Source organism: Brunnivagina elsteri CCALA 953 (assembly GCF_002289455.1).
Taxonomy (GTDB): Bacteria; Cyanobacteriota; Cyanobacteriia; order Cyanobacteriales; family Nostocaceae; genus Brunnivagina; species Brunnivagina elsteri.
The window spans coordinates 1-13,225 of record NZ_NTFS01000176.1 but is presented as its reverse complement, the minus strand read 5'-3'; the positions used below and the strand labels follow the sequence as shown (position 1 = coordinate 13,225).

General features: G+C 37.2%; 10 protein-coding genes and 1 pseudogene. 2 read left to right on the top strand and 9 right to left on the bottom strand.

All coding sequences use genetic code 11. From position 1 onward, the window contains the following. The first annotated feature begins 110 nt into the window (after positions 1-110). Positions 111-1,319 carry a chromate transporter gene (locus CK510_RS16070; protein WP_095722663.1) on the top strand — a complete coding sequence of 403 codons (1,209 nt, stop codon included), beginning with the start codon at positions 111-113 and terminating at the stop codon, positions 1,317-1,319. Positions 1,320-1,337: 18 nt separating this feature from the next. On the opposite strand, the gene CK510_RS16065 is transcribed toward CK510_RS16070, so the two are convergent. From CK510_RS16065 to CK510_RS16030, 8 genes and pseudogenes are all read right to left on the bottom strand, one after another. Then, complete coding sequence (locus tag CK510_RS16065; RefSeq protein ID WP_095722662.1) at positions 1,338-2,459, bottom strand: sensor protein KdpD; 1,122 nt, start codon at positions 2,457-2,459, stop codon at positions 1,338-1,340. Between the two features lie 72 nt (positions 2,460-2,531). Further along, positions 2,532-2,930, bottom strand: a pseudogene (locus tag CK510_RS16060) (transposase); the annotation flags it as partial. Between the two features lie 451 nt (positions 2,931-3,381). Then, entirely contained in the window at positions 3,382-3,639 is a 258-nt protein-coding gene (locus tag CK510_RS16055) for a DUF7219 family protein (protein WP_095722660.1), read from the bottom strand. Between the two features lie 202 nt (positions 3,640-3,841). Next, a complete protein-coding gene (gene kdpC, locus CK510_RS16050; protein ID WP_095722659.1) occupies positions 3,842-4,414 on the bottom strand; it encodes a K(+)-transporting ATPase subunit C in 573 nt (190 codons plus the stop codon). 101 nt (positions 4,415-4,515) lie between these two features. Further along, positions 4,516-4,767: a potassium-transporting ATPase subunit F gene (locus CK510_RS16045; protein ID WP_342745967.1), complete on the bottom strand. Its 252-nt coding sequence runs from the start codon at positions 4,765-4,767 to the stop codon at positions 4,516-4,518. A 12-nt stretch (positions 4,768-4,779) separates the two neighbouring features. After that, complete coding sequence (gene kdpB / locus CK510_RS16040) at positions 4,780-6,849, bottom strand: potassium-transporting ATPase subunit KdpB (protein ID WP_095722657.1); 2,070 nt, start codon at positions 6,847-6,849, stop codon at positions 4,780-4,782. A gap of 92 nt (positions 6,850-6,941) precedes the next feature. Then, on the bottom strand, positions 6,942-8,627 hold the full coding sequence (gene kdpA, locus CK510_RS16035) for a potassium-transporting ATPase subunit KdpA (RefSeq protein ID WP_095722656.1): 1,686 nt from the start codon (positions 8,625-8,627) through the stop codon (positions 6,942-6,944). Further along, positions 8,603-8,929 carry a TrkA C-terminal domain-containing protein gene (locus CK510_RS16030; protein WP_095722655.1) on the bottom strand — a complete coding sequence of 109 codons (327 nt, stop codon included), beginning with the start codon at positions 8,927-8,929 and terminating at the stop codon, positions 8,603-8,605. The genes kdpA and CK510_RS16030 overlap by 25 nt, the downstream gene beginning before the upstream one ends. Before the next feature lie 415 nt (positions 8,930-9,344). On the opposite strand from CK510_RS16030, the gene CK510_RS16025 reads away from it, so the two are divergent. Further along, positions 9,345-10,448 carry a sensor histidine kinase gene (locus CK510_RS16025; protein WP_095722654.1) on the top strand — a complete coding sequence of 368 codons (1,104 nt, stop codon included), beginning with the start codon at positions 9,345-9,347 and terminating at the stop codon, positions 10,446-10,448. Positions 10,449-10,570: 122 nt separating this feature from the next. Here the strand turns inward: CK510_RS16025 and CK510_RS16020 are convergent, their stop codons facing one another. Beyond that, the gene (locus CK510_RS16020) at positions 10,571-12,466 is read right to left on the bottom strand and encodes an FG-GAP repeat domain-containing protein (RefSeq protein ID WP_095722653.1); all 1,896 of its coding nucleotides are present in this window, start codon (positions 12,464-12,466) and stop codon (positions 10,571-10,573) included. Positions 12,467-13,225 lie beyond the last annotated feature (759 nt).

The following is a 13,225-nucleotide window of genomic DNA, read 5'->3' as shown; positions in this document are numbered from 1 at the left end:
GCTTAATTGAGTATTTTTATTAAAATTAAAATATTAATACCAAACAAAATTCCATAAAAATATATAATTTTACGATTGATGGCAAACACAATATATTTGGAGATAAATCTGTGTCTCAGCAACATGAGGAAAAGCAGGAATTTGAGCAACCTCACTATCGAGAACTCAACCCAACACAACAAAAAGAAAGACTTAAAGAGCTAGGCATTGTGTTTTTAAAATTAGGTGCGATCGCATTCGGTGGACCAGCTACCCATGTTGCAATGATGGATGATGAAATAGTTAAGCGTCGGCAATGGTTGAGTCGAGAAAAACTGTTGGATTTATTGGGAATAACTAATCTGATTCCTGGTCCCAATTCTACTGAATTAGCGATTCATATTGGTTATGAAAGGGCAGGTTGGAGAGGTTTAATTGTTGCGGGAAGTTGTTTTATTTTGCCTGCAATGTCTATTGTTTGGTTGCTTGCTGCTATATATACAAAATATCAAAAATTGCCACAATTAGAGTGGTTACTATATGGAATTAAACCTGTAATTATTGCTATTGTGATTCAAGCTTTATGGAAATTAGGTAAAAAAGCTGCAAAAGATATTCCTACTATTATTGCTGGAATCGCGGTAGTTATTGGTTACTTTTTTGGAATTAATGAAATTTTATTATTGTTAATAGCTGGTTTGGGGGTAATGCTATTTAGAAATATCTGGCAGAAACGGAATGGAATAACAGGTGCTTTTCTACTACCAATAACTGGAATTTTTGCTCAATTGGGGAGTTCAGCAAATGTAAAACTTTCTCCAAATTGGTTCAATGTATTTTTATTCTTCCTGAAAATTGGCTCCGTTCTCTACGGTAGTGGTTACGTCTTATTAGCATTCCTCCAACGGGATTTAGTCGAAAGAAATCAATGGCTAACTTCCCAGCAACTTTTAGATGCGATCGCAATTGGACAATTGACTCCTGGTCCAGTTTTTACAACTGCTACTTTTATTGGCTATTTATTAGCAGGAAATGCAGGTGCTATAGCTGCGACAATCGGAATTTTTCTACCTGCATTTGTTCTAGTTGCATTAATTAATCCTTGGGTATCAAAGTTACGTCAATCGACTTGGGTTAGTGCTGCATTGGATGGTGTCAATGCTGCATCCCTAGGATTAATGGCTGCTGTAACCTATACATTAGGACGCAGTGCATTGGTGGATGTAGTCACTGTGGTGTTGGCAATGGTGAGTGCGATCGCAATTTTTAAATTTAATATTAATTCAGCTTATCTAGTAATTGTCGGGGGAATTGTGGGGTTAATCTTGCAGCTTTTATAATGTAGACTAAATTATAATTTATTTCTCTGTGGCAATAATATGTAAATCAATATTTTGATGTCTAATTAACTCCATTAATCTTTGGGTAAAAGAACCTTTAAAAAATCTTCTCCATTTAGATTGCTGACTTTCACCAATGACAATTTGAGTAACATGTAAATCAGTGGCAATTTTAGCAATTTCTTGAGGGACATTATGACTATCAAATTTTAAAAATTCACCACCAAATTCTTGACACAGCTTTGAGCAAGTTTCGACATGTAAACTTTCTTCTTTTGTGAGAAAAGTCTCTGGAAGAGCGACAAAAATAGCATAGAGTCTTGCATTCATATAATTAGCAATTCTAGCTCCCCGACGTAATAATTGTACTGAATTTGGATAGGTTGAGATACAAACTAAAACCCGTTCGTGAACACTACAGCTATGCTTTGGAGATGGAGAAGAATTTGCATCCTCTTCAACTGTATCTGCAACTTCCCGCAATGCCAATTCCCGTAATGCAATGAGATTACGTCGTTGAAAGAAGTTTTCTAAAGATTGCTGAATTTTGTCTGGAGCGTAAATTTTACCTTCCCGCAAACGTTCCTCTAAAGTTTCCGGAGTCACATCAATGACTACTACTTGATCCGCAGTATCAAGTAAGCGATCGGGAATACGTTCGCGGACAACAATACCCGTAATTCTTGCTACTAAATCATTTAAACTTTCTATATGCTGAATATTCACTGTTGAGTAAACATCAATTCCCGCAGCTAAAATTATCTCTACATCTTGATAGCGTTTTTCTCGCAAAGAACCAGGGATATTAGTATGGGCAAGTTCATCGACTAAAACTAGTTGTGGAGAACGGGTAATAATGGCATCTGTATCCATTTCCTCTAATGGCACATTCTTCACTACAACAGTGTTTCTAGAAACGACCTCTAACCCCCTAATTTTCTCCTCGGTTTCCCTACGTCCGTGGGTTTCCACAATACCGATAACTACATCTATTCCCTCTTCCTTGAGTCGATGACCTTCTTCCAACATTTTATAAGTTTTACCGACACCAGGAGCCATACCGATAAAAATTTTATGTTTCCCACGACGGGCAGAACGGATATATGATGCATCGGGAGAAGAATTTGACGAGTGGTGCATAAGTTAAGAAAATAATAATGTAGCTTTTCTTGTATGCTCGCAGAGCTATACGGGTCTCTACATTATTGTACTTTAAACGGTTAAGATTTGAACTTTATTAAAAGATTGAAACTTAAGATTTAATAGACTATTTAGCTTTTCTTTCTTATCTGTATTAGCGGAATTAATATAGTTCGATATGGCAGATTTAAAGTCTGAAAAATTTTCATAGTATTTAGAGTATAAACATTCTTTTTTAACAAATCTCCACAAACGTTCTATTAAGTTTAGCTGTGGAGAATAAGATGGTAAAAAACATAACTGTATACCCAATTCTTTGGCGTAGTCTTGAACAAGTCTGCATCTTTGATATCGAGCATTGTCAAGAACAACCGCTATAGGTATATTTAAACCTAATGACGCTAATTTAAATAACATTTGACAAACTGTTTCTGAATTAATATAAGTTTCGTTTGTTAGGATAACTATTTCCACAGAACTTCCATTTTTCTCTGTACTGATGGATGAGGATGATAGTATCGCTCATAATGTAAATTTTCAACATCTTCTTGTGTAAAATCTATTTTTAACATCAGACTCTACCTCCTGATTACACCCTGCTAGTTTTTCAGCTATTATACTTGTTATCAGCGCTACATAAAAGTTTATTTTTTAACCGTTAACAGTATATATATATCTGTATACACAGTAGTTGCAAAAGCTTTTGACTCAATTGCACAGTTAATTGCAGTAAATTTGATGCTAAATTTTGGTTATCTTAAACAGAGATTTCCAGAAATTAATTATGCGTTGCCTGAAACCATTGTAGAGACGTAGCAATGCTACGTCTCTACATTCATTTTCGGAGATATCTAATAGTTTCTGAAGGTTTTCTTATCCCCGACAATCAAGTTCTGACAAAAAACATGCTTAGATTCATGTTCTACCCTTCACTACTGAAATTACTTATGTCAATTCCTAACTGTTCACTACTAATTTTTAAATCTGTCCAAAGAGATTTAACTTGAAAAAATGCTTCTTCTGGAGAAATTTTTCCAGATGTCTCTAAGCTAGATATGTAACCGATTTGTTGCGAGAAATTCTGCAAATTAGCATCAAACACTAAATATTCTGGTTTGAACTCACCATAGTAACGACTGCGAGGGTATAAAAAATAAGACTTTTCATTTGCCTTATCCATTTGAGTTTAACCTTTGTAAGTAAATAAAAGAGCTATAGAAATACAGAATTAAGTAGGTCGGTGGGTAAATTTATAAGTATGTCATTGCAAGTGTAACGTTAACGAAGTATTTCCCCTTGGGACACAGTAATCGCAAGGGGTTCAAGAGCCTAATATTTCGTTACATAGTTGGCTTGATTAAAGTTAAGGTTGCTCTACTTAATCATTTATCTAAAGTAAGATTAAGTTTGAGGACATTAACCCCAGGTTCGCCAAAAATACCCAAAAATCTCTTATCTACATTTTGTTGTACCAAAGTTTTAATTTGATTGGGGTCAAGATTCCGGGATTTAGCAACACGTTGAATTTGAGCATCAGCAGCAGCAATACTGATATGAGGGTCTAAACCAGAACCCGAAGTATAAACTAAATCAGCAGTTGGTTGGACACCAACTTGCTTTAAACGTGCGGTTTCCTTTTGAATGCGATCGCGTAAATCTGGATTACTAGGTGCGAGGTTGCTAGCTCCAGAGGTTCCTGTCGTCGCAATTTCTTTTTTTGTACTGTAATCAACAGCACTGGGACGACTCCAAAAGTATTTTTCTTGGGTAAAAGGTTGACCAATTAAAGCCGAACCAACCACCGTATTATTTTTTGTAATTAAACTACCATTCGCTTGATAGGGAAGCACAATTTGCCCGGAGAAAATCATGAAAAATGGATAAATAAATGCCGTTAACAACCATAAAACCAAAGTTGAACGAATCGCTTTACTAATTTGACGTGTCTGACTCATTTTTTAACTCCATTTGTGAGAAATAAATTTACACTTAATGCAAAGCCAACCAGAGAATCTCTTTGGGAACTCTGCGTTTAAAAAACATTAATTCAAAAACATTAAAACTTCTCCGGCTGAAAAATCACAACAAATAAGTAAATAGACAAGGATGCGATCGCAAGTCCCAAAAGACCGATAGTATAAGCTTGCCAGCGTGGTGCTTCCCCAGGGATTGCCGCTTGTACGACGGGAGCCAGAAATAAATTAAAACAAATTACAAGAAATAAGCTGAGGGGAATTCTATTATCTTTTCTCCCTACTAATACAAATAATTCCGAAAAATCTGCCACTAAATCCTTCATAGTATCCATTCCTAAATCAAATTAAGCTAACCCAACCGCAGTAATCAAAACATCAATAACTTTGATAGCAATAAAAGGAGCAATCACTCCTCCAAAACCGTAAATAAAGATGTTTCTTTGTAATAACTGGTCAGCACTTAAAGCTCTAAATTTTACCCCAGTTAATGCTAGAGGAATTAAAGCTGGAATAATTAAAGCATTGTAGATTAATGCCGATAAAATCGCAGATTGGGTACTTGCTAAACCCATAATATTTAAAGCGCTAACACCAATTTCTGGAAAAATTGCCGGAATAATTGCAAAGTATTTAGCGACATCATTAGCTATGGAAAAAGTCGTTAAAGCACCACGGGTAATTAATAGCTGTTTGCCAATAGTGACAATATCTATTAACTTTGTCGGGTCGGAATCCAAATCCACCATATTAGCAGCTTCCTTCGCAGCTTGCGTACCAGAATTCATTGCTACACCCACATTTGCTTGTGCGAGTGCGGGTGCATCATTCGTCCCATCTCCAGTCATCGCAACTAATTTACCCTGCGCTTGTTCGCTCCGAATCACCTCAATTTTATCCTCTGGAGTGGCTTCGGCAATAAAATCATCAACTCCTGCTTCTGCGGCAATTACCGATGCTGTAATCCGGTTGTCTCCCGTTAACATCACGGTTTTAATCCCCATCCGTCGCATTTGATCGAAGCGTTCAGAAATTCCTGGTTTAATGATGTCCTTGAGGTAAACCACACCATAGATGTCATTATCTTTACACAGAGCCAGGGGAGTTCCACCCAACCGGGAAACCTTCTCAAAAGCAGCATCGAGTTCAGGGGTTAACTTACCATTTCTAGAACGAACAAATCCCTTAATCGCATCCACTGCACCCTTACGCACTTCTATCCCACCAGGTAAATCAGTACCACTCATCCGAGTTTTAGCAGAAAATTCCAGACCTTTAGCTTCGTTGGGTTCAAAATCGATTCTCGCACCCAATTTTTCCGCTAATGTGACAATGGAACGTCCTTCAGGTGTATCATCAAATACGCTTGATGCAAGAGCAACTTGTGCCATATCCTTAGCTGAATGCCCATTTACAGTAATAAATTCCTCAGCCATTCGGTTTCCCAGGGTAATTGTCCCAGTTTTATCCAACACCAGTGTATTGATATCACCGCAAGCTTCAACCGCCCTTCCAGAAGTCGCAATCACATTAAACTGAGCAACTCTATCCATCCCCGCAATCCCGATCGCACTCAATAATCCTCCAATCGTAGTCGGAATTAATGCTACCAGCAGAGCAATTAATACGGCAATACTTACAGGTGATTTTACGTAAACTGATACCGTTGGTAGAGTGGCAATCACCACCAAAAAAACCTGTGTCAGCACCGCCAATAATACAGTTAAAGCGATTTCATTAGGTGTTTTACTGCGGTTCGCACCTTCCACCAAAGAAATCATCCTATCAATAAAACCCTGTCCGGGGTCTGCGGTGACACGAATTATTAACTCATCGGAGGTAATCCGGGTTCCTCCAGTCACAGAACTAGCAATATCAGTCCCCGGTTGTTTGAGTACGGGTGCAGACTCCCCAGTGATAGCAGATTCATCGACAGAAGCGATACCACCAATAACTTCCCCATCAGCAGGAATGATATCACCTGAGATAACCTTAATGCGATCGCCCCGACGTAAAGCTGTGGAACTGACTTCCTGGGTAGTGTCATCGGGAAGGAGTTTTCGCGCTGTGGAATCGGATTTTGTTGCCCGTAATGAGTCAGCTTGAGCTTTACCTCGACCTTCTGCGACAGCTTCGGCAAAGTTGGCAAATACAAGGGTGAAGAAGAGAATTATGGTAATTAAACCGTTAAATAATCGTGGGTTGTCTCCAGGAGATGTCCCAAATAGGTTGGGTTCGATTGTTACCAGGGCGGTGACAATTGTACCTACCCAGACCAAGAACATTACTGGGTTCTTGAGCATATTACGGGGGTGTAATTTCACAAATGCTTGTTGGAAGGCTCTGGAATAGAGTCCAGAGGTGTTTGTTTTTCGTATATGTTTGCGTTCTTGACGGGGTTTTGTGTTTGTTTGCATAGTTTTGGGTATTAGGTATCAAATAATTGCTGGATTCTGATTTTTAATTTTTAATTTTTAATTTTTAGACGACCCGGTGGGTCGTCTCTACGTTACCCACCTTTGGCAATCAAAAATGCTTCGGCAATGGGTCCCAAAACCAAAACTGGGAAGAAGGTTAATGCACCGAGAATCAATACCACCCCACCTGTAACCCCGGTAAAAAGTCCCGTATCGGTTCGCAGTGTTCCTGATGTCATGGGAACTGCTTGTTTGCGGGACATGCCGTCAGCTAGTAATAGCAAGGCAATGATGGGTACATATCGTCCGAGTAAGATGCTGATGCTAGTACTCAAGTTCCACCACAGGGTATTATCTCCCAATCCTTCAAAACCAGAACCGTTGTTAGCAGCAGCAGAGGTATATTCATAAACCACTTGGGAAACACCGTGGAAACCTGGGTTACTAATTCCTCCTAATGTGTCGGGAAAAGCAAAGACAATTGACCAAGGAATTAGGACAGCAAAGGGATGAACTAACAAAACCACGCTACCCAGGACAATTTCTCGCTTTTCAATTTTTCTTCCCAGAAATTCCGGGGTTCTTCCTACCATTAACCCAGTTAGGAATACTGCCAAAATTAGGTAAATAAATAGGTATGCAGTACCCGTTCCCTGTCCTCCCCAAATTATTTGTAAAAACATATTTGATAGGGTTGAAAATCCACCGGGAGGCATTAATGAGTCGTGCATTCCGTTAACAGCACCGCACATTGTTGCTGTTGTTGTGACTGCCCATAATGCTGTTTGTGCCCAACCGAAACGAACTTCTTTTCCTTCTAAGTTAGGTTGCTGTCCTCCTAATATTGAGTTAATAATTGGATTCCCGTTAAATTCACCAATTGCTGTAATTGCGATTAAAAAAACGAAAATCACAAACACCAACCAAAATACTAACCATGCTTGTTTGAGGTTATTAGCAAAAATCCCATAGGTATAAATAAACGCTGAAGGAATGGCAACCATTGCCCAAGTTGCTAATAAATTCGAGAAATTATTGGGGTTTTCGTAGGGATGAGCTGAGTTAATTCCAAAAAAACCACCACCATTTTCACCCAATTGTTTGATAATCTCAAAATGGGCAACTGGACCACGAGCAATTGTTTGGGTTGCACCTTCTAAAGTTGTGACTGTGACTGGTGCTGCTAGGGTTTCTGGTACACCTGCAAATATTAATAAAAATGCACCAATTAGGGAAATTGGTAATAGGATGCGGGTAATGGATTTGGTTAGGTCAATATAAAAGTTTCCCAAATTTCTACCAGTTAAACCACGAATAAAGGCAATTCCTACCGCTAAACCCGTTGCTGCTGAGGTAAACATAAGAAAACCTAAAGCAAACATTTGACTGGCATAACTAAAGGTGGTTTCACCAGAGTAATGTTGTTGATTCGTATTAGTTACAAACGAAATTGTTGTGTGTAATGCTAAGTCCCAAGATGGTGCTGTCAATCCTGTAGGATTGAGGGGTAATATCCCTTGAGTCATGAGAATTAGGAATACGAAAATTCCCATTGCGATATTACTGTAGAGTACTGCGATCGCATATTGTTTTCCTGTCATCTCATGTTGAGGATTTACACCAATCAATGCATAAATTATTTTTTCTAAGGGATGGATTATGGGGTCGAGAAATGTTCGATTTCCCATATATACGTTTGCCATATATTTCCCTAGAAAGGGAGTGGATGCAATGATAAGAAGTAATATCAAAGCTATTTGGATAAATCCTTGTAACATGAATTAATCAATCTCCCAGTAAGATATGTTGAATGGTTGAGAAAACACTCATTGAATGAATAGTAAATAGGATGGGTTTGTTTCAAAATGATATTTAATGCTGGAAGTTGCCCTAAATTTAGTGCCACAGCAAGTAAATCATCTCCGCACCAAATTTCTGGTTCCGCACTTGCTAAGATAATATGATTCATTCTGACAATAGCCAGAAGAAAGCAGCTTTCAGGTAGCTGTAAGTTGTTTACTGATATACCGCAAAAAGAGCTATTTAGCTGAATTTTTACTGTGGTTAATCCCAGTGACATAAAATATTTTTTTGATGTTTTTTGGCAATAAGATTTGATTAACGTGATATTGCGGTATTAATTGTCATTATTAATTACTTTAATCAAAACTACAAGTAATAGAATGATATAAAAATGTGTTTAGTGTTTAGGAGGTGTTTAGATGTAGATATATATCTTGACTAAACACAAGTTTTATCGGATTGGTAAAATACCCATATAAATCAATCTTTCTGGTTTCATTTGAGAGTCGAGGATATAAATGTGGAGTAAACACAACTTTGATTAAATAAACTCTGATAAAATTGTAATCAAAAAAACAATGAATATATATCTCTACTAAAAATGGGTTGAGGTTTGGATTTCAAACGCAGAGATACGCAATGGAAAGCGCAGAGGTGCGCGGAGAATATTATATGTTAGGAGATTATTGTGAATGGTATCTGGGAAAGTTAAATCATTATTGAATAATTCACATTTGAGTAAAACATTTCTTATCGTCAGCATCTTTATAACTTTTGGAATTCTTGAATATTCCACCCCAAATGATTATGTTTTTGGTTATCTTTATAGTGGAGCCATATTACTTGTTAGTTCTTGGTTTGGAGAGGTTGTAACTTTACAAGCAACAGTGCTGGCAATCATCTTGACTATGTTAAATATATGGATACCTGGACAGGAAGTAATTCAAGTTTCCACAGTGGCAAATCGAGCGATCGCATCAATAGCTTTAATGGTAACAGGCTTTTTAAGCCAAAGGTTACGTAAATCCCAAGCAGCTATTAACACTACTAAAGCAAAATTAGAAGCACAGGAAAAATTAGCACGACTGCGGGAGGATTTTGCATCTACCCTTACCCATGACTTGAAAACCCCCCTTCTCGGAGCAATTGAAACTATCAAAGGTTTTCAACAGCAAGAATTTGGTATAGTTTCCAGTACTCAGCAGCAAGTTTTGGCGACAATGATACGTAGTCACGAAAACTCGTTGAAATTTGTCGAAACTTTATTAGATGTTTACCGTAATGATGCGGAAGGAATCAGACTAAATAATACACCTGTTAATTTAGTCGATTTAGCAGAAAATATAGCTGCTAGTTTGATTCCTTTAGCTACTAAACGGCGGATTCACATATCTTTTAATTATGGAGAATCAGATTTTCGCCGTTCATTATGGGTATTAGGTGATACATTTCAACTGCAAAGAGTATTTACCAACCTGCTAGTTAACGCGATTAACCATTCTCGAAAAGGCGATCGCATTGAAGTTGTGTTCGATTCCCAAGCATCATACCAGTTGGTGAAAATTCTAGATACGGGTGCGGGTATTTTACCAGAACATTTTCCCTATTTATTTGAAAGATTTTATCAGGGATATAGCGACAGACAAGCTAAAGGTTCGGGTTTAGGACTTTATTTATCCCGGCAAATTATTGCCGCACATGGGGGTATAATTTGGGCAGAAAATAGAATCGATGTGGGAACAGGAGCAATGTTTGCCTTCAAGCTTCCAGTGCATCTGTTCCAACAGGGTAAATAATCAGATACAGCACTTCCGGCAGCTATGAAGTACATGCTCAAAGCTGAAAGCCATGAGTAGAAGGCAACTGAGGATAACAACTGTATTGTGTAATAGCCGGAAGTGCTGTATTTATAGATAAACTACAAAGTTATTTGCCATTTTTTATCGATTTTGATGATAGAACCATTGAAGGTAATAAACTCAGTTCTAGTTGCAGTAGCTTGATCGAGCCACCAAAGAGCGATTTCTCCACTAGCTTGATTATGCCACAACAAATCAGCTTTACCGTCACCGTTATAATCAGCATATGCTTCAATTTTCCAATCAGCAGAAGTAACTTCAAGTCGCTTCGCATTTTTATCGACAATAAACTCCCCAGTAATAGAAAATTTATCACCATCTAATTGGGTAGTATTTACAAACCAAAGAGCGATTTCTCCAGTAGTTTGATTCCGCCAAAGAATATCATCTTTACCGTCATTATTACTATCATTTACAGCAACAATTTTCCAATTTTTATCAGCAACAGTTGTGATAAACCTGGCTTGTTTAAGTTGAGCGCCATCCATTAACCAAAGAGCATTTTCGCCAGTGACTTTATTCCGCCAAACAACATCAGCTTTGTTATCATCATCGAAATATCCAACACCAGTTATTTCCCAATCTGTGGGAATCACTTTATTACTAAAAAACTGGGGATTAACTGTAAAACCATCCATGAACCAAACTGCATTTTCACCTGTGGTTTGATTGCGCCAAACAAGATCATCTTTATTATCCCCATTCAAATCACCTGTAGCAAGCATATCCCAACCAATCGGAGCAGAAGTAATAAATTGTTTGGAAGTTAAATCAAAATCATTAAATCCATTTCTCAGCCAAATTGAATTTTCTCCAGTTGCAGTATTTCGCCACAATATATCAGCTTTCTTATCGCCATTAAAATCACCCGAAGTAATAATTTTCCAATTCGAGTCTTTAATTTCTGGAGTGATAAATGCAGAACTATCGATTGCAAACTCATTGAGTTTCCAGATGGCATTTTCTCCGGTACTGAGATTACGCCAAAGAATTTCAGCCTTGCGATCGCCATCAAAATCATGTTTTTCTTTGGCAACAGCCTTAATAGTCACATTATTGAGGTTGACAGTTGCCCCTGCGGTTGGTGTATTGTCTCCAAAAAAAACAAAATTGGCTTGTTCGTATGGATCGGGAGGTGTAACTTTAATGCTTCCAATGACAGGTACAGGTACAGAATATGAAGCTGGTTGAAAAGGAGTATAGTCTCGCACTCTACCAGTCAAAATCCGATTATTATCAGCAAATAGGCTATAAGTGTTACCAGTAATCGCCAAATCATATTTGACTGCTTTTATCTTGGTATTAAAATCTACTCCTTCCCCTTGAGTAAATAACGTATTAGACAAAGTATTACTTTTAGTCGGATCGGGTTCTGCCGCACCATCATTTTGTGCCCAAATTCGATTAGACCAAAAACCTAATTCAATTCCCTTTTTATCGCTACCAATTACAATTACACTAAAACCAGCGCGATCGTCTTTACCATCTAGGTTTTTATCTGCACCTATATGAGCGGTTTCTGATTCAAGTTGAGCGGTAAAACTGATGATGTATCCAGTGGTTGGATCGAGAGTGGGGAAGCTATTATTTAAAGTTACCAGTTTAGGCTTTGTAGGTGTTGTTGTGGCATCAATACTATAGTTGATATAACCTGCATAGGCTAAATTATCGGTGGCTAATTTAGTTCCACTATTTGTAGTTGATGGAGTAGCAGTACCAGCTAATATAGCAGTTGTATCTTGGTAGTAAAACCAAGGACCATTTGGTGCAGATGCGGCATCATTGGGTAATTTTTTAGTGCTACCATCATAAACAAGCAAAGGCTGTCCGACTATTGGTGTATTACTAGATGAAGCAACAGCTAATTTGTTTATATCTAGAGGATTCGGTGCTGAACTCTCGAAAGAGTTTGTTAAAGTTGTTGTAGATAAATCAGGTGAATTATTCTTGTGCATGGGTCAATCTTTCCTTAAATAAATTTAGTACCAATATTCAGATTTGGAATTAATTAACAAATAGTTAATAACTCTAAAAGTATTCAACAGCAATTTTTCAATATACTCATTACCAATCTTGTTCAGAAAGTTAATTATGTATAAATAGTTCTGCTTGTCTCATCTAACAAACAATATGGTTTATCGATAATGACTAATCTGTGAAGCTCCTTCGCAGATTTTTGAAAAATAAACTAGCTAAATATACAAAAGAATACTCTCACTATATTTAGCAATATTCAAGTAGGAACCCTATATCTAAAATTCCTTATAGGAATAATTTAAATTAGATTATGACAGGGAATTTAGATATTGGAATAATAGTAATAATGTACAATCTCCATTAACTTGATATAAATTTTGCCCATGTTAAAACCTGGAATTCTTAATTATTCAAATACGTCATTGCGAGATAAGAGGCTATATTTTCCCGTAGGATGGCAACCTCAAAGTATATGAAGTTTATCTGCAATCTTTAATTTGCAACTAAAAAATAAGTCAGTGGAAATTTTGCCTACTGCTCTATAGTTAATCATTGATTTAAGTAAGTAACTTTACTATTAAGCTGCTCTATACATAAAAATGTCATCCGAGTATTTACTTAGTACTTGTATCACTAGTATTTTTTGAATTCATTCAGAAATCAAACCGGATTCCTATATATCAAAGTCAACAGTCTAGTGCAGCATATATTACTATTAGAAAATATCAAATCATCAT